Here is a 21725-nt window from a genome sequence, read left to right as displayed (position 1 = left end):
CCTCTTGTTGTAAAATCTACACTTCCAAAAGCCATTTCATCCCTCCTGTCTAATGATTATTTTGTCACCGGTATGTACTACAAACCCATAATAAAGATTTAGATTTGCACTCATCATCACTAATACTTCATGAAGTCGTGTACTTTTCCTTTTTACTGCTTCTACTGCTTTATGAAATTGATCTGCAAGTTCTCCTGTTACTTTCGTATTGGTTGTAAGTACTCTAAAATGATAAGGTTGTCCATCATACTCATACCATTCTTCTATTTGGCCATCTCCAAAATAGTCTGCTATAACTTGCTCTATAGCATAGTTAGTACCAAGTGTTCTGAATACCTTATTGCAATTTCTGATGATATTTCTCTTGATATCTGCATTCGCATTAGCATCATACCAAAATATATTTCTTTCTATTGCAATGGTATCTAATACTTCTTCTGATAAGTCCTCTAGTTGTGTCCTTATTAAACTTCTACCGATATCTATTTCATTTAATATCTCTGTTAGTACTAAACTCATTGCCTGTGTTGTCTTATCCTGCTTCATTGCTGATGTTTGCAATGTGAGTACATTAACATTACCTAGTTCCATTAAATCATCCTTTCAATCCTCCATAAATAATACTTTTAGTCGTCACTTTAGGAACTTGTGTCTCTTGAATTTCTGTATATATAGGTGATGTAATATCAACTTTATATGCTCCTGCATTTAAAATAAGTTGTTTTAAATAATCTGGATTAACTGATCTGCCTATTTTAGAATCCTGCCACTTAATATATTCATTTACAGACTCAACAACCTTAGCCTTTATAATGTTTTCACTCGCTGCATCATCTAAAGCAATGTAATAAGTTAAAGAAATACTATATTCTGATACTGTAGGCGCTGCTACACTCACTTTATCAGTCATTGGTCTTGCCTTTTTGCTATTACAAGACTCCTTTATTCTTTCTATAATAGTTTCTGATGGCAACTGGCCATTTTTCATTAGTGCTGTTATTAGTATTTCTCCTGGTCTAGGAGAAGTTACTATAACATCATCAATATCTGTATCTGCACTTTTAGCATGATAGATATAACCTAACTCATGTCCTGCTGTAGATATTTTAGCTGCTGCTAATCGAATTCTTTCTCTATAACCACTCCAAATATCTACTCCATTATCATCCTCTTCCTCTTGTGATCCACCACTGCTAGTTGTAATATTTGATACGCTCCCAACAAAAGGAATCATATCAACCAATGTCTTTATCTGTCCTGGTGCAAACCCATTATGATTCACTCCTGCTACAGTTGCCACTACATCTACTTCTAATGATGTAGTATTTGCACTAATAAACGTATCAGAAAGAGTTTCAAAAAATAATAATCCATCTGGTGTAACTCTAGTTCCTTTAGGAATATGAACTGTCTGCATTTGAGCACTAGATAATCTAAATTCTACTCTACACATTGCCTTTTGAGCTTGTAAGCGTTTTGTATCATATTCTATTCCTATAGCATCAAGAACTTGTCCTTTAGCATAGGTAAGTAAGTTTTGTTTAGCACTTTCATTAATTGCATTATAGATACCAACTATAAGCTGTACTTCTTGCTCTAAAAAGATACGTCTTTCATCTCCTGGATAAAGTACTTCTCCTAATGCTTGTTGAAACTGCACTAGTATTTCATTATATAATTGTTTTGCATCTACTTTTACAAAATTCAAATCTCAACCACCACCTTAAAAGCCATATGTCCCTCTTCATCAATACTTATAAATTTAACACTCTTTATCACTACATCTTCTTCATATGTCTCTATCATCCGATATATTTCTGATATGTAAAGCGCAATAGCTTCATCTTTAGGTAAATCTAATATTGATGGATCTAATCCTTTAGTCCTATCATAAGCTACCTCATATCTCCATGTATTGAGTAGTGTTCTTATATTTTGTAGTTTTCTCTCTACACCCTTTGCATTCCAATTCAAAGCATTTCTTTGTAATGTATCTATTTCATATAACAACTTTCTCACACCCTATTTAATTCTATTTAAATCTGCTTTTTGAGATGGACTAAGAACGTTATAAACAGACGTAGTATCTTTTTGCTTAGTACTCTTTGAGCTCTTTACAGCTTTTGTTTTTTTTGACCTCCTTGTACTTTCTTCTTTTTTACTACCAGCCTTAACAAATTCTTCAAATTTTAATGTTAGTGTAGCACTAAATAAGTTACCAGCTGCATCAAAGTTTGTTTCATTTACAGAAACATTTTTTAATATCCACTTTGTATTCATAAGTGGCTTCCCTTTTATCAAAAAGGGATATGCTTTAGCTTCATCTTTAACCTGCATCCATGATTCTATTTGTTCAAGAGGCTTAATGCCTAATTCTGCTTCTAGCCTAACCTTTATGCTAAAAGAATCAAGCCCAGCACCTTTGATATAGGTACTAGGCTTCTTATCCTTACTTTCTTGTGTTTCTGTATCTAATCCTGATTCGAGTCCAAACTCATCAAATGTAACTACCTTTTCACTACTTACTGTAAATCCCTTAGGGCCAAACATTGCTAAATACATTCTAGCCCTCCTTTACCTTTGCACTTATTATTCCATCTGTAAATGTATTTCCATAAAATGATACTACTACTTTATCATTTGTTTTTAATGGGCCAACGTGCTCTGCAACATCTAATAGATTTGTTAAAAGTCCTTTTTCTCTTATAAATACTTTTGCCTTATCATTTTTGATAACCGATATTTCACCTTTTAAATTCATGAATCACCATCCTGGAATCGTTCTTAACTTAAGCGAAGTCAAATTAGAACTTATGTTTTGAGTACATTGAAATACATAGTATTTATTATCTGCCAATCCAAATCCATTTAAATCCACTGTGCATCCTGCTGCAATACCAGGATTAAATTTGATATCAAACTCCATAATACTCTCGTACTTATTCACTGATCTTAGACCATTCTTTGCAAATCTCTCTGATTCACCAATGCTATTTGTTTCAATATCTAAGTTTATTATAGGTCCTATTGTATCTTCACACAGATAAATATAATCACCTATTCTCGCTCCACTATATGTTTTTGTTAACCCATCATAAAATCTAAATTCACCAATAACATCACTCACATGAATTTCAATAGGATGTTGAGCTTCCATAAATTTTTCATCATATACCACTAATGAGTTATTAGTAATCTTCATCACATAACCTTCAATCATGCATCTTTTACTTATGAATACAAAATCAGACTCCTCAACTTGTGTTAACCTATGGTATCTATAATTATTTATGTTATAAGTTTTAAGCTTTAGTGCATTTTTATTAGCAATTTCATTTAGTAGCTCCATTAAAGTGACGTTCTCCCATGACTTTGTGTGCTTTTCTTTAGCCTTAGTCTTAACAGGCAAACAAATCATCTTAATACATCCACTTAATTGTTGCATACCATTGATATACATTTGTCCAGATGAGAAACCTTCATGCTTAATTAGCACCATCTGGTTCTTTTCAGGCTTCCAGGAACTCCACTGATTCTTATGATTATTAAATATTATTTCAACTGAATCAAACTTTTCACCTGATAAGTCATGTATTTTACATGTTTGAATATCTACTTCCGATGCTATGTCTTTTCCTTCATATATAAGTTGCATATTTTCACCTCTTCCAAGGAGGGAGTGTTTCTGGAATATCCTCTTCAACAACTGGAACCTTAAGTACTACTCCCGCTTTAAAAGTGATTATCTTAGCGTATGAAGGGTTAGCTTGAATAATTAGATGTGATTTAAATTCATCATTGTACATATCCAAAGCAATAATATCAAAAGTATCACCATCAACTGTAGTGTACTCAATATAATTATCCAAAACTTACAACCTCCTCTTCATACTCTAATTCTTGTAATGCCTGTTTCACTGCTTCTTTAATATCTAATATAGATTGCTTACTTGTATCACCTGTAACATTAATAACGATATTTGCAACCTTCTGTGCCACTTTTTCAGTAACCGATTTATTCACACCTAAAAATTCTGCTGTTTGATTTAATAAATGAATAGATCTTGGTGTACGTTTTAAAGGTATTGCCATTTCAGGACCTGCTTCACCAAATATAGATGCTTGTGTTGCAATCCCTCCCATTGCAAATGTAGGAATTGTAGGGATATTAAATCCTAATGTCTTTCCACCCAAGCCTGGTACCCAATCTGGTACGCTAATTTGTATTTTATTAATACCTTCTGGAATCCTATTAATTCCACCTATAATAAAGTTTACAAATCCTTTAAAGCCTTCCTTTACACCCTCCCATAATCCACCAAACCATTCACCTATTCCCCCAAATGCAGACTTCATTCCTTCCCATAGCTCAAACGCTTTGACCTTAACTGTGTCCCAGTTTTTCCATAATGCTACACCTACAGCTATCAGCGCCGCTATACCTAAAACAACCAAACCTATTGGAGATGTGACAAATGCTAATACTGCTCCAAAAGCTCCCATTATCCCTGTACCTATAGCCATAATCCCGTTAAGTGCACCTTGAGCTGCTGTCATTGCCCATGTTCCTGCTGTACTTATGCCTTTTACAACAGCATCTTTTGAATATAAAGCCATTAGATATAATGTTTCTGCTTTATCCTTTATCTTAGCAAGGGTTAGTAATTTAGTAAAAGATGTAAGTTTTCCTACCCATGCAACAGTTTCTGAAATACTCCTAATAATATTTATAGCTTTTATAGATGTCATTACACCAGCTAAAGTTAGTCCTGTTGGTATAATCCAATCTATATTATCTTTCATCCAACCAACAGCATCTCCCGCTAATCTAAATCCATTTTCTATATTCAATATGACCATGTCTATATCAATTTGCTCTACGAAAGCATTAGCTTTAGCTGTTAAATCTGTCAATAGTGGTATGAATTTTGCTAATACAGCACTAGCCTTATCCATGATGTTATTCTTAAGAAGTCTTTTCTGATTCTCCCAAGATGTATCTAACGTTCTAGCAAAGTCTCCTTGAGCATCTGTAGACATTTCTAATAAATAGTTGTATCTCAATAGCGTTTGCTCTGCTTGTGTCATATCTTTATATGACTTCTTAATGCCTTCTCCTAAAGCGTATGCCTCTAGATTTGCTACGCTCATATTAATACCTAGTTGTTTGAGTGGTTCAGTCTCCCCTGACATACCAGCTCTAACCTTATTCCAAGCATCCTCATGAGATAGGTTGTAGAATGATGAAAAATCCCCAGCCAATTCAGCTAATGTTTTAGACATTATGAGCATATCATCAGCAGCTATACCACTACTCTTAAGCATTGCTCCCATACTCCCAGACCATTGTTTAGCCTGTAACTCTGTAATACCAAAAGCCTTTAATGTAGTCTTTGACCAAGCATCAATTTGAATAGCACTTGATGAGAATGTAGTATCTACAACGTTTTGCACTTCAATAAGGCTACTTGCAGTTTCTAAAGCTTGTGTTCCTAATTGTTTAACATAGTTCGTTACGGTCCTTATACCATCATAGACCATGTTACCTATCACAGAACCCTTAATGATATCCCCAAGTCTACTCGCATGCTTTGATGATTCTTGCATACTCTCTCCAAGGTCTTTAGTTCCTTTAGTTGCTTTAGATAATGCATTTTGCAAACTAGGATCTACTTTACCAGCTAAAGTAATTAATGCCTGTAATTCTTTTTTACTTGCCACTCTCTCCCTCCTTCCTCATAGCTTGTGATTCCTCTACTAGATATCTATAAAACTCAACAAAATCTATAAGAGTCATATTGTAGCAATGTTCTGCAGAAGTAGATGTATTAAGCGTTACCCTAGCTATTTGCCTATGAAGAATCTCATCTCCAATTATTCCTCCGAATTCACGTAGAAAAAACTCCTTGCCAGCTTAGCGCCTTTTTGAATATCCTTTGCACTTAATCTAAATACATCTGACATATCCATCTCTGGATTTGCTTTTACAACAGCACCTGCAAATAAGTACATGTGATAATCTGTATCTAGTTCTTCAACAGATATCGGGATACCATCTGATTTAATACGTTTACCTACATTTAACTTGTCTCTAGCAGTCATACTTTCAAAGTCGTAAATTAACTCTTTTACTTCTTTCCCATCAATAAAGATTGGTTTCGTAAGTGTTAACACGTTTGTTTTTAATGCTTCTACCATTTTTTCATTCATCTCATTTCCTCCTAAAATAAATTGAGCCACTCATTATAGAGCGGCTCTGATTTTTTCCATGTAATCTATTCCATTAATTTTGTATATGCTGTTAAGCTTATCAATAAGCAATACTTCTTTGCCATTAATTACTTGTCTGTATCTCAATACTTCAAACTCAATACTACCATCCATAGTAGCACCATTTTCTATTTTACCTGGATCATATTTTTTATTAACTCCAGAAATGAATATCTTAGTTCCCTCTGGAATCATACTCCCATCTGCTTGCATAATATCTCGGATAAATCTTAATTCAAGATTTTGCACTCCTGGCTTTGCAAGTTCAGAAGCACCACTATTAATTGAACGTGATGAAATAGAAAATACCATACTATTTACTTGACCTGTCATTGGCATATCAATAGGTCCCATAATACCTGCACCTTTGATTTCTTGAGTTGGTTTTTCAATTGATGGCAGTTGGCATGATACTTGATCATCAATCTCTACGTTATTTGATAGTAACTTATGTGCTATAATACTACCACTAATTACTTTTGACATTATTCATCACCTCCAAACAATACATTAATACCTTCTACTGTGTAACAAATCTTAGCTGTTAAACTTTTACCTGGTGGTGTAGTGGTTGTTGCTATATCAAATACAAAGTCACCTTCTACAACATCTGATGTAGGATTGCTTGTCTCTTCAAATACAATTTCTCCTAAAAGTATTTTCCCTTGTGCAATAAGATTATCTAACCATTCTTGCATATCATTTAAGATTGTATCTTTAAGCGCACGATTCATAGGCTTATCCACTTGAATACCATATCGACTCTGGAAAGTATTCGCTATGTACTGTAGCATACGAACGCTACAATCAAATACATTCTTCTTATCAATATCTTTTCCATATTCGTACTCTCCAGTATGCCCACCCCAAAGTACCCATCTTCCACCCCAGTATGAAAGTGTTCTAATACCTTTAGAATTAAGGTCATTTGCTTGTACTTGATCAAATATAATAGGTTTTCCATCTGCAAGGCACATACCAACTACATCAACTGGCTTGTTTGATGGTGTTTCATATGGTACTCCACCATTCTCATAATCCACCCATTGCATAGTTACTGTCGCTAATGTAGATAGATGATATTTTTTTGTGCCTTTATAAGCCATAGGCCAGCAAGGACTTTCATTACTACTCACATAGCTTTTTTCAACTTTAGCTTGCTTAGCATGTTTAATTGTTTTTACAGATGTACTTTCAATATCGCTATTAACAAAAGCATACCAATGGTTATTAATCTTTTGGCTTGCTGCTTTAAGTGCTGTGTCTACAGTTTCTTTCTCACTCCATCCTGGTGCACAAAATAGAGTAGGAACCATATTGTGAGTTAAATATACGTAATCAACTACGCTAATACCTGTTTTAATCCCTGTTTCTGCATCGGTTCCACCTATCAATTCTGATTCAGTAACTAATGCTAAGTCAACTTCCTTAAATGATACCTCTACAGGAGTTAAAATAGTTCCTTTGATGTCCTTAATTTCTAGCCTATTTCCATCACTAGTGTATTTTACATCATAATCTACCCCTAATTGTTTATCAGCTATACTAATGCTATTAAGAATCACTTTATTATTCTCTATATAGCCTGTCTTATTTAACAGCGATACTGTAACTGTTTTATTTTCTGTAGCATGTTTTGAAGGATCTAATACATTGATTAATACAATAGGCCCTATAGGCTTAATATTATTTCTGAAATGTGCATCAATAGCTTCACACAGTGTAAAACTGCTCCATTCATCATTATATCCAGCTTGAACCTGTGCAGCACTAAAACTAGAGACTAAGATAGGTGTATTAACTTTATCTGAGTACTCTCTAAATTGATGTACCGGTAGCGTACCGAAATAAACAGGTAACGTACCTAATGCCTTTGGTGGAATATAATCCTTTGTAGCCATAATCTCAGCAAATGCTCCATGTTTGTACATTACATCACCCTTTCCTAACTATTTAGTAATTTTTCTATATTGACTTTAGGATAAGCTTTACCAGAAATTCCAAATGTCATATAACCATACCAATATGGATATGGTTGGTCCTGATACATATCCCAAGATATTTCTTCTCCAATACAAAGTGTATTATTAATAATCTTTTCTTTAACAAGTTGTGATTTTGTTAAATCTATAAGATTTAATAAGTCAACATACCCATTAAAATTAGGTGTATATTCTCCTTGTTCCTTATGCTCTCCTGGAGAATACACTGCAAACGATATTTTTATTTTAAACTCGTTTATACTTCCATCATCTGAGCCACCATCCATTCCTACTATCAAGCATGGTACATCACCAATATTATCTGGCAACATACCATTAGGAGGTAGCCAGCCTGTGAATACGCTAGGACTAACTAGTTCGTAAGCAAATATATCATTGTCAGATGCCTTTTGAAGCTTTATCTGTTTTGATATATTTTCTTCAAGGAACGATTTAATCTCGTTTAACACATATACACTATTCAACTAATTCGCTCCCTTCACCTTTGATTGTATTTTTTCTAATGCCCTTTGGGTTTCATGCTCTAACCTCTGCTCAAATTTTTCTAAGGCAAAGTCTTGTATTCTCTTTTCCATTCCTTCTGAGGTAATCATTTGAGGTATAGAAAGTGTTCGAATAGGAGCAATCATTTCACGCTTATATCCTTTTTCAGCATATCTACCTCTTGTAGATTTCTTAAATACACCTATTCTCCTAAATACATTAAATTGAACCTTATCTTCACCTTTTGCGCCAGTCGTAGCTGTAAAACCAACTTTAGAAGGTACTTTAGGACTATTTTTTTTAATAGTAACCTTAACAACTGCACGTTTACCCTTTCTAATTGCTGTCTTAGGAGTAAAAGGAAAATGTGCAAAGCTTAAAAGCTTCCCTTTTGATGTTAGAGAAGCTTTTAAATTTGATTTAGTTGGATAATTAACTCCACCAATAAATGATTTTTTTATCTCTTTCTGCTTAATAGCATATTCTTTAGGAACTATTCTACCTATTTCAGTTTTTGTCTGATCTAGGCTTCTTTTAAGTGCATGATAAATAGCAGTTTGAGTTTGTTTAGGAAATGATTTAAGTTCTAAACTAAGTAAGTCTATTTCTTTTGTATCAATCCAAACACTCCCTTTACCCATATTAACCACCTACTAGGTTTTGATTTAGAATCACTTCATAGACTCCGTTATCTTCTCTTAACGAAAATACATACATTTGCTTTCCATCAAAAATAACTGGTCCATCTTGCTTAAGTTTTGCACTTAACCTTGATTTTGGCACAAAAAATAACAGCTCACCAACATATAAGCCGTCATACTCTTTTTTAGATCTCTCTTCAAGTCTATCATTATCTACTACAATACTTATTTTCTGTCCGTTAATAATGTGCTCTTCTGCAAATTCATCTATATTGAAAAATGTTTGATCTAAATCTTTATTTATTTGTTCTTTGAATCCCATTTAATTTCACCCTCTTAGCAAACACCTGTTGCCACTACATATGAATCTACATCGGGCATCCATGGTAACGGTCTTGACGCCAATCTCTCTGTATCAATTTCTTTTTCATCATCAACAGAGTACTTTGGAACACGTTTTTCCATGTATTTTACCCATTTACCATTTTCCTTTTGTGTAATTGCTCCGTATGTAATATTACCAGAACCAGATTGTGCAATAATACAAGTACCTTTTGGCAGTAATTGCTCTGCTACACCATTCGCTTTTACAATATTTGAGTAAGATACTACTTCAATTCCGTATTTAGTGAATCTACCATATGAAGTTACTCCTCTGCCTTTGTATTGTGCTTCAGCAAAAGAACCTGCTTGTGCTCTTAATTGAATAATTTCCTTTACAAATGAATTATTGGCAAATGTTTTCCCAGCATCAGGGTCTAAAAGAATAATGTCAGGCGTTGCTGATGATTTTGTTAAGATATTTTTTTCAATCCATTCTTCAATTTGTTCAATAGGATTTACTCCTTCTGCTGTCCACTTTTTAGCAGTGGCAACACTAATTTTATTGGTGAATCCAAAATCAACGTTGAATGTCCCAGCTTCTTTGCCGCTTTCATCATATTCGGTAATGTCAAATGATGATCCTAATAATACCTTTGCGCATAACCATTCTTCTGATAAAGTGATCTCTTGATCCATTTCAATTAAGTCTTGCATTAGCATTTCTGCTGCAATTTGATCAGGTGATTTTGTTGTATATGTATTATCCCCTGGTTGTCTCTTCTCTAAGTCTTCTCCAGTCAACACACGTTTAGGTGCTACTCTTGGAGTAGTGATTTCATTTGTTGTATAACCACGTCTAGTTTCAAGTACACCATTAACTCTTGGTGCAACAAACGGCGCTGCTGATACACCACCTTTGATAATATCAATAAGAGCCTTCTCTGTTTTCGCAAACTTTGGATTGTTAAAGAATGTATCTCTTAAGAAAGTATGTACTGGTGGTGTTTGTCTTAAAGCTTCTAGCATTGTAGCTGTTTCATAAATATTAATTCCCATTAGTTATTTCCTCCCTTATTTTAAAAAGATTCCTAGTTTTTGCAGTTCTAATTCAAAGGATGTTACTGTAACATCATCACCTACAGTAATTTCACTTGCTTTAAAATCACCACTAATATACATTAAAGCTGCAGTGGTACCAGATGAGTTTTGAGTTACATCATCACATAAAATCCCTACTGGAACATCTGATGTGGCTGTACACATAGTACCTGTTGCATTAATTAATGTACCCCTTACAAGTACACCTGATCCTGTTGCAATTTCTACCCCCTTTGTATCTATAGGATGCGTGTTCCCTGCAATAAGCTTATCTGGTGTGAATTCACCAACTTTTTGAAATGCTTTTCTTGACATTATCTTCTACCTCCCATAATTTTTTGACCTGCCGCAACTAATATGTTTACAGATTCATTTTTATCACTATTTTGTGGTGCTGGTTCATTGCTAATATTGTTAATACCGCTTTCATTAGCATCCTTCATAACATTTTGAAGATGATTTTCACCAATCTTCTTTTGTGCATTAATAATATTAATCGCTACTTCACCAGCACTAAGTCCTCTTTCAATGCCATCATCTATAACATCTTCTACGCCCTGCACTGATAAATTTTGAATTGCTTTAATACGTGATCTTTCATTTGTTACTGCTTCTTTTTGAGCATCTTCTACAATTTGATTATAGATAGATGGATGCTCTTGTTTTAATTTGTCCACCGTCATGATTTCTTCCTCCTTAGAATTTGTATTTATATTGTCAATGGTGTTTGTTACACCACTAATACCTAAATTTTTGTTAAGTAATGCTTTCTTCATATTCTCGACACTCCCAAGATTGATAAGCTTATCTATAACTTCTTGCTTATTCTCTAAAGAGTTGTAGACCTTTGGTACTGATACATCATTGTTTATAATTTCATCAATAATACCTACTTCTAATGCTTGTTCAGCTGTAAACCATGTTGTTTTATCCATCAAAGCAATCATTTCTTCATCTGTTTTTTTATTTCTCATTGTGTATGCTTTTACAATGGTATTATCAACCTGCTCTAGAAAACTTGCATTATCACGATGTGATGGAGCATTGCCTTGGTTACCATTTGCTGCTCTGTGAATCATTATCTGAGATAATGCACTTGCTTGAACTGTATTAGCAGCCATTGCAATAAATGATGCTGCACTCGCTGCAACTCCTACAATCTTTGCTGTTGTTTTCCCTGTGTATCCTTTAATAAGGTTAAATATTTCGTAACCATCGAATACACTGCCACCACCACTATTGATTAAGAAAATCACTTCTCCACCATTAGCTTGATTAAGAGCATTTTCAATCTGTCTAGGACATGTATAATCCCACTCCATCCAGTCATAAATCCAGGCATAATCATTTGGTATAATGTCACCTTTGATATTAATATTCTTTGGCATCTATTCACTTCCTTTCTCTTTAATTACTGTTACCATACTGAGTTCTTTCCTTGCTTTCTCTTCTCGTATTCGTTGTCTATTATTGTCAAAGAAATCTCCACCATTCATCTCAATAGTTTCTTGCTGTCTTGTAGAAAATCCTTGTTCTACTCTTATAGTAGCTGCATTAGCTTCTTTAACTGGATCTAATTGCCCAGGAGAAGGTCCACACCAATCACATTCACAGTATACTTTTCTTATAAGTGGGTCTGAAAAGAATCCAGGTGCATAAATGCGACCTTTTGCAACTGCTTCAGTCAGCCATTCCTCATAAATAGGCTGACAAAAATCATTTGCTAACCATGTTCTACGCATCCTAAACATTTTCCATGCTTCAAGTAACGCCCCCCTTGATGCTGAATAATTGTTAGTGAACTGCTTTAATAGTATTTCTGGTGGTATTTCTAATGCTGCACCGATTTGTCTTGCCATTGCATTTACAAAGCCCTCAAATGCTGTATTGGGTCTACCAGGATTAGCAAAACTTGCTTTTTCTCCAGGTGCTAAAGCAACCACTGCCCCACTTCCTAAAGCAATTTCACTTTCTTCCTCTTCGTATGTATTCTCTTCATTATCCTCTCCCAGTGGTTTTTGATCTATTGTTTGAGTCTCTATAAATACCGTATACATACCACTAACTACAGCAGCCATAAGTTCTGCATCAGTGTATCTACCTAATTGTTTTAGAGTTTCTATAACAGGTGCTAAAAGTGGAACTCCTCTACGTTGTCCAACTCTCTCACTTTCCATACAATGTATAACATTTCTTCTTCCAGTCTTTTCTCCATATGCACGAACACGCTTTATCTCTCTTCCGTTTGGATTCATAGATGATAACGGATGATAGTTTGCTATATGGTACGCAACAATTTCACCATCTGTATCACACTCTACTCCTTGAATGATATTTGACTCATATGTGCTGAATGTTGGATTACATACTCTATCAGCTTCAATAAGTTGTATTCTTAAATCATAAGGCATTTGTGGCCTAGGCTTATATGGTAATAATGCAAATACATCACCATTCATAATCCATGACAAAAAGGCTAATTGCTGAAGTTCATAAAAGTTATTTATACGTTCCATATCACATGCTGTAGATTCAGCCCACAAGCTAAATTCTCTCATAGTGTCACGTTCCCACTTCATTGCTTGTTCCTCTGTAAGTCCAATGAATTCACTATCTATATTTGGTCTTGGTTTTAATCCACTGCCTACAACATTAGTTCTTGTTGTTTTTAGAGCACTTGTTGCTATAGGTGCACCACCCATATAACTATCTCGTGAACGCTCTCTTAATGTTGGTAAATGATCTTCTATATCTTCCTTATGGCTTCCTCCACCATGCCTCCATCCTTTGCTTGCTTTTCTAGTGTGGCTAGCACCATAGTTACCATATCCACTATTAAGTATTTCTAACTTCTTCCTAGCTAATGTTCTATTTAAAGCTGCTTGTGGTGAAAAAATGCCTATTGCTTTGTCAATTAATTTCAACATTAATCCCTCCTTTCTTATAAATTTAGGGCTATGTGCAAACTTCACATAGCCCTAATCCAATGGTACTATTCTATATATCCTATTCCTTGCTTTTTTCTTACTTGATACTTCAATCTTTTCAACTTCATTTTTCCAAAATACTATTTGTTCTCTAATTTCTTTAAGATTTGCTCGTGTAAGCCTTCTCGAACCTATGGTGTATTCTTGTCCTGATGTTACAGTTAATTCAGCTTCTAACCATGCATTTAGATGGGTTCTTGCTTGTTCTAATGTCCACGCTGCCATGATTTTCACCTTCTCTCAATATTTTTTTATTTATTTTAATACCTAGTTTCTTTAACTCATCTATACTATCCGTACCACATCTTAATGCTTTAAAACATTCTGATATAGTTACATTTTCCATAAATACCTCCATAAAAATAAGACCCTATAGGCCTTTTGATAATACTCTTCTTTTCTTCTTAATTATTTTTTGCTCATACTTTGTTCCAGTAACACCTTGTTTTTTTAATAACTCAAAATTAGGATTAAAAATCTTAATAGCAGCTTGAGCATAGTTCCTTACATCTAGTGATTCATTTCTTATTGATGTACTCTTCTTTTCCCAGTAAATTTTCTTTCCTCTTTTTGTCATTTCTTCTACTTGTACCTCAGAAGTAAGACCTTTGAAATAATCCTCAGTATAACCTCGTATGTATTCTCCCTCTTCCCCCATAGGAAAATGGCAATATCCATCATTAACTCCACCTATATTTTCAAGCTTTAATCTCGATTGTAACATTTCTTTACCATCATCTACACCAAGTATAAATAGTACTGCTTTATTTCTTTTAGTATATGTTTGATGATAGATAAGAGGAATGCCTACACCACCTTTACCTTTGATAGCATAAATGCGCCTATGCTCTCTAACTTTTGTGAAATCATAAACATCGGATGTATAGTGGCCTCCTGAGTCTATACATGTACATGATACTCTTATTCCTGAACCATCTTTAAATCTAAATGTAGTTTGCAAATAATCATCTAACTGATCCCATACTGCCTTTTGTCCTGGGTCACCATAGAACACTTTATATTCTATCCCCCAGCTCTCCTCACCAACACCCCATCCAACAATCTCACATTCAAGACGATTATCTTGTGTGTCTACTCCGGCAGTAAGAACCAATACATCATCTGGAACTTGCGCTTCATAAGTTTCCCTCCTATCTTTAATCACTTCATAATCAAGTTGTTCCTCCTTGGCTTTCTCATATGGTAACCCTAATCTAGTATTAACAAATACCCTCATGAGTTCTTCTTTTTTCTTTGCCTTAACATATTCATCGGCTAACCTATCCCATGGTACCCATGGACTAGAAAAAGAAGTTAAATGAAAACCTCTTGTACGTCTTTCTGGATACTTAGCAATCCATTTGCCTTTTTCTCTTTTCCATTCATATTCAGTATGTACAGAACCACAGTAGGGGCACGTTAATGTGTAGTTGTTAGGATTAAATAGATCTATCGTAATAGCTACATACTCACCACATGAAATACATTTGTGATGCCACTCTTCTTGTGTAGACTCTTCATACTCAAATTCTATACGAGATTCACCTTTTACAAGCGGTGATGATACCATTACTACTTTTCTATTCCAAAAGTTTGATGTACGCCCATCTGCTAATTGTGATGGATCTCCTCCTGTTCCTGCACTAGGTGGGTAAGCATCTACCTCATCCATTAGGATTACTCTTAATGGTGCAGAACGTAAACTTGCTTCACTATTTGCACCAGCTATTTTAAGCCATCCACCAGGAAACATCTTCATCAAAGTATTATTTTTACCATCACGCTTACTTGAATCACTTATCTTATTAGTTAAACAGGGCGTATCTCTAACCATACTCATGACACGTGTTTTTGCAAAATCCTTACATAAATCAAGTTGTGGCATTACATACATCATAGGAGATGGTTCTATATCTATAAAATATCCAAGCATATTCAGTAAGAATTCTGTTTTCCCAAGCTGAATACCACACATGATGACTGTTTTTTCTGTCCTTACATCACTTATTGAATCCATCATTTCACGCTGATAAGGAGCTCTATCAGTATTCCACTTCCCTTTTTCTGCAGAAGCTTCATCAGAAAGCATACGATTCTCATCTGCCCATTGTGATATAGTCATTTTCTTTGGCGGTGCAATCATTCTTACTATTTCTTCAAGTACTATCTTAGATAAGTTAACTTGCGACTTTTTACTCATCACTATCAACCTTTGGCTCAATTTCATTTATATCTGTTTTTGATAGTTCTTCTAATGCTGCATAAATTTCTTTCGTAAGTATGTCTTGCACCGTTATTAAATTATCTATTCCTACTATGCTTGGCGAAACTTTATTAGGTAGCGCTAACATCTTTGATCTAAAATTAATGATTAATCCAGCATATAGCTGTTTAAATTCCTCGACGTTAACCAAGTCACCCGTAAGCTGCATCAATTCAAGCTCTGCTTTTTTTCTTTTTATTTTTTCAAGCTTTAGTTTCTCATTTTCAGATTCCTTCTTAACAAGGTTAACATTTTTATCTTCATTAATTCCTTCTATGTATTCATGATATTTTTGTAATGTTTCAATAAGCTTGTAACTTCCGTTTTTGTAGCGAGGTATTTTACCCTCTTGAACCATTTGCCTTATCCTGCGAGGGTCAACTCGGAATATTTCAGCCAATACTTGTGTACCAACGATTGTATCACTATTTATTTCAGTCTTTTTTTGTTTTGGCTCAGCCATTATTTGTATCACCCTTTCAGTAGACATTTTAGGAAGGAAACACCTTCTAAAAAAAATTTAGTAACTAGAGGAATATCGGGCCTCGCGAGACCCGCACCTCTTCACAGTCTCTCACAGTACCTTTTATTGTTCCTCATTTGGCCTGTGTTGGCTTTTAGTAGTATGTTGTGACTAGCACACCTACATCACTAAACACTCTCACAGACATTAAAAAAGAGCCATTGTCGGCTCTATTGTTCAAGTACTTTTAAAATTATAGGTATTATCTTGCAAGCTATATCAACACCTTTAGTAGATAACCAGTTAAATGAGTCTTTTAGCTTTTTCCATTTACCTGCACGCTTTTCATCAGTATTGGCTACTTTTTCAATTTCTCTAATCCTACTTATTATTTCTTCCACTTCTTTTTCGCCTAGACTCTCATCGTCTTCTATCTCACTAATTGTATTTTGTATAAGTATATTAATATCTATTGTATTACTATTTGAGTTTGAATTTGTATTATTGTTGGTATTCTCATTCGTGTTACTATTATTCACAATCAAACTTTCGGAATGTTTACATACAAGTTGTTTACCTCCTGAAACAAATAATTCAAGCTTCTTTTTAACTCTTTCAAGATCGCTTAAATAATATGTAAAATTTGTATCTCCTTTTCTCAATACACGCCTTCTAATACTTATCCCCGGAATATATGCTTCATAACAATCACACAATTCCTCAATCAATTTCTGCGCCTCTTCTACATTTCTATATTGTAATATTGGTTTGCACCTTTCGATATCGTTTAATATCCTCTCTTCAAAATTCATCGCATCCCCCTGAATAACACTATTTTTATTAATAATAATTCATTCAAGCAGATAAGGCAATATACGATAAAAACATTCCAATAACCCTCCTAATAATTTCCTATTCAATGAATAAACTTTGAACATAGTGTTACTATTCTATTAATGTCTACAATAACCATAGTTTCTGTTGCAATAACCCTAGTTTCTGTTGCAATAACCCTAGTTAATGTCAACATTAATCCCTAAAGTAAAGTATAGTAAAGTATAGTATAGTAAATAGAAAGTAAAGTAGTAAGTTAAAATACACTACTACTGCTTAAAAGTCAAGAACTATTTCAACACTTTTTAAAACAGAAAAAAATATTTTTAAAACAATATTTTAATACATAGCTATCTTATCAATAGACTTATATAAAGTATTCAATAGTTCTTCTGTTACATTTCTAACTTCTTGGTATTGAGATATAACCTCACTCTCTATTTCATCATATCCAAATCCTCTATTTATCTGAAGATTATCACATACACGTTCTAACTCTTTGTGACAATCTATTGAAAACCATTGATCAGCGCTCACTGCCTCTTCACATATAAATCCATTCTCTACTTGATCCTCTAGTTCATATATTTCTACATCTATTGCCGTACAGTTAAACTCTTCTCCTGTATAAAAATAAATATCTTTAATATCCCACAGTGAAATATTTGTCATACTTTCCATTTGCAATAAAACTTTCCTAATCTTCTCTTTAAAATCATCTGACATGGTTACTTCAAGCGCATCATAGCCATTTTTACATATATTATTCTCTATATGTTGTTTAATAGAATAATATATACTTCTAGTTCCAGTTGCTAGTATCTTGTCATATTTATTTAAAAGAACTATATATCTCTCTAATTTTGTACGCATTTTTTTATTCAAATATATCCTTCTATCTACGCTTATATATTTTTCTATTTCCCTTATGCTATCTGTAATCTCCATAGTTTCAGATTTATATACCTTTTCTAACTCTTTTCCTAGAGGTATTAGAATATCTTGTACTATCATTTGTTTATTTGCTAACTTAAGCTCATGCCTCTTCACCCTAATGCTACTCATATAAGTTACTCCACCACCAATAACAACTCCTACCAACGGTAATGTAGCCTTGATGAGTTCCATAGTATCTTCTATATCACTCATTCCTATCCCCCTCGTTATTTTAACTAGAGTATAAAATATGTTTTATTTAAAGTAAACTATTTTCATTTACTCCCCTACATAATAAAAAGAGATAAGGCGCACACTCTTATCTCTCTTCCTCTTCTCCAAATAGCTCAGTATAATTTGGAAATACAATAGCTTCTTGTTATTTGTTGATAATACTATCTTAGCAGCCTCACCCCTTTCGTGATTATTTAAATTCGTACTATAAAGAATCTATGAAAATTAGTTTTTGCAACATTAACCATAATTAATGCAACAATAACCCTAGTTAATGTTACATTATGTATGCAATAATCCCTAAAGCAAAGTAAAGTAAAGAAAAGAAGAGTAAAGAAAAGAAAAGTAAAAGAAAGCAGTAGCAAAAATAGTTTCTGCAACATTTTGTTGCAATAACTAAATGTTGCAGAAACTACTTGCTATTTAATCAATAAAAAAAGAGCTCTATTAGCTCTCGTTTAAAATATTATCAATAGCAATCTGTATACATATTAGTTTCTTTTTTACAATCTTACTCTGATAATTTTTATATATCTTATATATTGCATATACTATACCCGTAATATATATTACTATCATGCCAAAATACATTATATCTAATGTTCTCAAAAAATCTTTATTAATCTCTAGCATAGTCTTTACTTCTTCTGCTTCTTCAATTTTTTGTGTATCTTGTATCTGCTGTACATCTTCTTTCTTACTATCAAGCTGATTAATTAATACTTCAGCCTTTCCTATATTGTTACTTACTATATTTATACCTAAACTATATGCTGAGAAAACGAATCCTAATACAGATACAAGTAACGCTACTACACTAAGCATTCTCCCAATATGATCTAAAATATTTTCATTTGATATCATATCATCTACAACAATTTTCATTTGCTTTAGTTGCGTTTCTTCATGACCTTCTAATCTTTCTTGTAACTTATTAATGGTTGAATCATTAATATCTTTAATAAAAAAATCATTATATGTAATATTCCCTTTGGGCATATCACTCTTAACGATTTCAGACATAATATCTTCCTCAAAATCTATGGTAGACATTAATTCTCCTATATACTTGCCATATCCTATTAAATGCATTTTCTTATAATCCCCCTATATATAAATGATATATATAGAATATTACAAATATCGTCACAAAACAACTAGATTTGCTATTGTAATATCAGCAGAACATGCTAAAGCTTTTTACTACTTATCATCAGTAGGCCTAAAATTAGTTCTAAAAGCTTGCCAATATACTCCAAAAGGATCATGTTCTTTTTGGCTTATCATTGCAAAACCTTCTATCCAACCATGAAATCTAGATATTTCTCCTGTAAGCATATTAACAACATATCTACAGTTATACTCACCTTCATAAGTACTCAAATCATACCACCTCATATTTTCTAATATTTTAAGCTATAATCAATTATAGACTTCTAGGTATATAATTAATCACCTTAAATACACAAATTAATTTAAGGTATATTTTTTTAGATTTAAGGATGTATTTAGATAGTCATTTATACTTACACTATTAGTTATATTAAAAAAGCTACTAGGAGCATATACTTCCTAATAGCTTTTTTAATTTTATTTCCTTCAACTTAATGACGATACGAAGATAAATACAATGGACTTTGTAATGTTAGTGCCTTTTGTTTTAACTTCGATAATAGTATTCTAGCACTTGTAAGTAATACACTTCAACATACATATTGCATACTTTTCATATATGTTTTGTATGATTATTGTATGTTTATAGTATATTTATTAGTTCTAATATAACTGGCTTTCTTCGTTTTGCCATACCATCTTTAGTTATATCAAACACTTCTCCTGCTTTTTCAAGTGTGTATCTCTTGAAGTATATTAACTCAACTAACTTTCTTTCATCCTCTTTAAGTAAGCTTAGTGCATTGTCAACCTTTCTTATGTATCTCTCTTTATTTCTAAGTAGTCTATTCATATCATTAATCCTATCAGGAAGATTCTCTTCACGATCTATTACTTCATTCTCTACATTTGAATTAAAGGCATTGGTTGCACTTGAAGGTTTAATCTTATTATTACCTGCCCCCTTTATGCCTACTACATCATTTAGCTCTTCTATATCTATTTTAATGTTTTCTATTTCAACTTTGACTTTTGGATAGTTATAGAGTATACCCTCAACTCTTGCATAATTATTGTCTTTTGCACCTTTCATTTAAAACCTCCTAAAATCGTTTCTAAGATGTTTTTCATATGCACCTGTATAATTTATCATTTAACATTTCAAAATTAAATTCTAGTGCAAAATCTTAGCCATACGCCCTATATCTAGATATATGAGTTACTGTAATCACCTTTTAAATGCTCCTCCTATTAATCCTATTAATGCAAAACCTATGTAATAAAAGCTTGTTGTTAGTTGTACTTCTGTAAAAGTCTGACATACTTCAAGTACCATATGGTCTACACCAAATAAACTTAAAAGCCAAGCTACTATTAAACCGCCTATAAATCCTTCTAACATAACTCTCACCTCTACTAATCATACTTGTTCACAATATATGCTGACTCACGCTATTTACATACAAAATAAGATATCAATTTCTATTGTTTTAGCATGACAACAATAGTTAATACAACAAGTGATGCATTGAACCATCTCCACCTCTTATCTCCATTAAATAAGTAATACATCCCAATCAATAATGTTCCCACTTGAATTAATGATCTTATAATTATTTCAATCATGGTTACTAACATACTCACCTCTTCAAAACTAATTTTATTAAATAGCTTCTTCCATTCCATAACATTGCTCTTGCATATTAGCTGCTACTATAGCTTTTGCTAGTGTCGAAACTCTCTCCTTCTTTTCTTTAAAATTTAGTACTAGTAGTAATTTTATTAAACTCAAGTTCATATATTTTATTAAAGACGTGTACGGGTTCCTTTCGAGGGGGGATTTAGCATTGTATCTCACAGCGCTTAGAAAGGATGTGGTATAATGCTAGAAACAATATTAGCCATTCTAGTTGTTACTCTTGTAATAAAGCTATTAGGTTAAAATATTGCCTGGGGGATACACGTCTTTCACTATGTTAAAAAAACATTTTTTATTAAATACTTCTATTGAATAGTAAAAAATTATACTTTATAATAATTATTAGATAGGTTTTACACTCCTAAATGTCTACCTAT

29 protein-coding genes are annotated in these 21725 nt (G+C 33.3%); all 29 read right to left on the bottom strand.

Features of this window, described 5'->3' with window-relative positions; translation table 11 throughout:
* Positions 1–36 precede the first annotated feature (36 nt).
* The 29 genes from PBV87_RS12945 to PBV87_RS12805 all read right to left on the bottom strand — a co-directional run bounded on the left by PBV87_RS12945 (position 37) and on the right by PBV87_RS12805 (position 21335).
* Positions 37–591, bottom strand: a complete 555-nt coding sequence (locus PBV87_RS12945; protein ID WP_271012568.1) for a phage tail protein — start codon at positions 589–591, stop codon at positions 37–39.
* Positions 592–595: 4 nt separating this feature from the next.
* The gene (locus PBV87_RS12940; protein ID WP_271012567.1) at positions 596–1708 is read right to left on the bottom strand and encodes a baseplate assembly protein; all 1113 of its coding nucleotides are present in this window, start codon (positions 1706–1708) and stop codon (positions 596–598) included.
* Positions 1705–2019: a hypothetical protein gene (locus PBV87_RS12935; RefSeq protein ID WP_271012566.1), complete on the bottom strand. Its 315-nt coding sequence runs from the start codon at positions 2017–2019 to the stop codon at positions 1705–1707. The genes PBV87_RS12940 and PBV87_RS12935 overlap by 4 nt, the downstream gene beginning before the upstream one ends.
* Before the next feature lie 3 nt (positions 2020–2022).
* Positions 2023–2562 (bottom strand): phage tail protein, encoded by a 540-nt coding sequence (locus PBV87_RS12930; RefSeq protein ID WP_271012565.1) that lies wholly within the window; start codon positions 2560–2562, stop codon positions 2023–2025.
* Between the two features lies 1 nt (position 2563).
* Entirely contained in the window at positions 2564–2761 is a 198-nt protein-coding gene (locus PBV87_RS12925; protein WP_271012564.1) for a hypothetical protein, read from the bottom strand.
* A gap of 3 nt (positions 2762–2764) precedes the next feature.
* Positions 2765–3655 carry a phage late control D family protein gene (locus PBV87_RS12920; protein WP_271012563.1) on the bottom strand — a complete coding sequence of 297 codons (891 nt, stop codon included), beginning with the start codon at positions 3653–3655 and terminating at the stop codon, positions 2765–2767.
* A 4-nt stretch (positions 3656–3659) separates the two neighbouring features.
* Entirely contained in the window at positions 3660–3869 is a 210-nt protein-coding gene (locus PBV87_RS12915) for a tail protein X (RefSeq protein ID WP_053983741.1), read from the bottom strand.
* Positions 3862–5721 carry a phage tail tape measure protein gene (locus PBV87_RS12910; protein ID WP_271012562.1) on the bottom strand — a complete coding sequence of 620 codons (1860 nt, stop codon included), beginning with the start codon at positions 5719–5721 and terminating at the stop codon, positions 3862–3864. The genes PBV87_RS12915 and PBV87_RS12910 overlap by 8 nt, the downstream gene beginning before the upstream one ends.
* A gap of 153 nt (positions 5722–5874) precedes the next feature.
* Entirely contained in the window at positions 5875–6210 is a 336-nt protein-coding gene (locus PBV87_RS12905; RefSeq protein ID WP_271012561.1) for a hypothetical protein, read from the bottom strand.
* A 33-nt stretch (positions 6211–6243) separates the two neighbouring features.
* Complete coding sequence (locus PBV87_RS12900) at positions 6244–6756, bottom strand: phage major tail tube protein (RefSeq protein WP_053983744.1); 513 nt, start codon at positions 6754–6756, stop codon at positions 6244–6246.
* Positions 6756–8201 (bottom strand): phage tail sheath protein, encoded by a 1446-nt coding sequence (locus PBV87_RS12895; protein WP_271012560.1) that lies wholly within the window; start codon positions 8199–8201, stop codon positions 6756–6758. Before PBV87_RS12895 ends, PBV87_RS12900 begins: the two co-directional genes overlap by 1 nt.
* 14 nt (positions 8202–8215) lie before the next feature.
* Positions 8216–8737, bottom strand: a complete 522-nt coding sequence (locus tag PBV87_RS12890) for a hypothetical protein (RefSeq protein ID WP_271012559.1) — start codon at positions 8735–8737, stop codon at positions 8216–8218.
* A complete protein-coding gene (locus tag PBV87_RS12885; RefSeq protein WP_053983747.1) occupies positions 8738–9397 on the bottom strand; it encodes a hypothetical protein in 660 nt (219 codons plus the stop codon).
* A 1-nt stretch (position 9398) separates the two neighbouring features.
* Positions 9399–9719 (bottom strand): hypothetical protein, encoded by a 321-nt coding sequence (locus tag PBV87_RS12880; RefSeq protein WP_271012558.1) that lies wholly within the window; start codon positions 9717–9719, stop codon positions 9399–9401.
* A gap of 14 nt (positions 9720–9733) precedes the next feature.
* A complete protein-coding gene (locus tag PBV87_RS12875) occupies positions 9734–10777 on the bottom strand; it encodes a major capsid protein (RefSeq protein WP_053983749.1) in 1044 nt (347 codons plus the stop codon).
* Positions 10778–10792: 15 nt separating this feature from the next.
* Positions 10793–11134 carry a hypothetical protein gene (locus tag PBV87_RS12870; RefSeq protein WP_271012557.1) on the bottom strand — a complete coding sequence of 114 codons (342 nt, stop codon included), beginning with the start codon at positions 11132–11134 and terminating at the stop codon, positions 10793–10795.
* Positions 11134–12207 carry a head maturation protease, ClpP-related gene (locus tag PBV87_RS12865; RefSeq protein ID WP_271012556.1) on the bottom strand — a complete coding sequence of 358 codons (1074 nt, stop codon included), beginning with the start codon at positions 12205–12207 and terminating at the stop codon, positions 11134–11136. Before PBV87_RS12865 ends, PBV87_RS12870 begins: the two co-directional genes overlap by 1 nt.
* Entirely contained in the window at positions 12208–13746 is a 1539-nt protein-coding gene (locus PBV87_RS12860; RefSeq protein ID WP_271012555.1) for a phage portal protein, read from the bottom strand.
* Positions 13747–13797: 51 nt separating this feature from the next.
* On the bottom strand, positions 13798–14031 hold the full coding sequence (locus tag PBV87_RS12855; RefSeq protein WP_053983752.1) for a DUF6148 family protein: 234 nt from the start codon (positions 14029–14031) through the stop codon (positions 13798–13800).
* Complete coding sequence (locus PBV87_RS12850; RefSeq protein ID WP_271012554.1) at positions 13973–14152, bottom strand: hypothetical protein; 180 nt, start codon at positions 14150–14152, stop codon at positions 13973–13975. Before PBV87_RS12850 ends, PBV87_RS12855 begins: the two co-directional genes overlap by 59 nt.
* Positions 14153–14176: 24 nt before the next feature.
* Positions 14177–16006 carry a phage terminase large subunit family protein gene (locus PBV87_RS12845; protein WP_053983753.1) on the bottom strand — a complete coding sequence of 610 codons (1830 nt, stop codon included), beginning with the start codon at positions 16004–16006 and terminating at the stop codon, positions 14177–14179.
* On the bottom strand, positions 15999–16532 hold the full coding sequence (locus tag PBV87_RS12840) for a MerR family transcriptional regulator (protein WP_271012553.1): 534 nt from the start codon (positions 16530–16532) through the stop codon (positions 15999–16001). Before PBV87_RS12840 ends, PBV87_RS12845 begins: the two co-directional genes overlap by 8 nt.
* A 230-nt stretch (positions 16533–16762) precedes the next feature.
* Positions 16763–17344: a hypothetical protein gene (locus PBV87_RS12835; protein ID WP_271012552.1), complete on the bottom strand. Its 582-nt coding sequence runs from the start codon at positions 17342–17344 to the stop codon at positions 16763–16765.
* 361 nt (positions 17345–17705) lie between these two features.
* A complete protein-coding gene (locus PBV87_RS12830) occupies positions 17706–18515 on the bottom strand; it encodes a hypothetical protein (protein WP_271012551.1) in 810 nt (269 codons plus the stop codon).
* Positions 18516–18983: 468 nt separating this feature from the next.
* Positions 18984–19628, bottom strand: a complete 645-nt coding sequence (locus PBV87_RS12825; RefSeq protein ID WP_271012550.1) for a hypothetical protein — start codon at positions 19626–19628, stop codon at positions 18984–18986.
* Between the two features lie 111 nt (positions 19629–19739).
* Positions 19740–19919, bottom strand: a complete 180-nt coding sequence (locus PBV87_RS12820; RefSeq protein ID WP_271012549.1) for a hypothetical protein — start codon at positions 19917–19919, stop codon at positions 19740–19742.
* Between the two features lie 373 nt (positions 19920–20292).
* Positions 20293–20742 carry a sigma-70 RNA polymerase sigma factor region 4 domain-containing protein gene (locus tag PBV87_RS12815; protein ID WP_053983758.1) on the bottom strand — a complete coding sequence of 150 codons (450 nt, stop codon included), beginning with the start codon at positions 20740–20742 and terminating at the stop codon, positions 20293–20295.
* A 135-nt stretch (positions 20743–20877) separates the two neighbouring features.
* Positions 20878–21051: a hypothetical protein gene (locus PBV87_RS12810; protein ID WP_271012548.1), complete on the bottom strand. Its 174-nt coding sequence runs from the start codon at positions 21049–21051 to the stop codon at positions 20878–20880.
* 80 nt (positions 21052–21131) lie between these two features.
* On the bottom strand, positions 21132–21335 hold the full coding sequence (locus PBV87_RS12805) for a hypothetical protein (protein ID WP_271012547.1): 204 nt from the start codon (positions 21333–21335) through the stop codon (positions 21132–21134).
* Between the last annotated feature and the right edge of the window lie 390 nt (positions 21336–21725).

This window comes from Holtiella tumoricola (assembly GCF_027857615.1).
In the GTDB taxonomy this organism is placed as follows: domain Bacteria; phylum Bacillota; class Clostridia; order Lachnospirales; family Cellulosilyticaceae; genus Holtiella; species Holtiella tumoricola.
The sequence above is the reverse complement of the archived record's forward strand: the minus strand, read 5'-3'. Positions and strand labels throughout refer to the sequence as shown.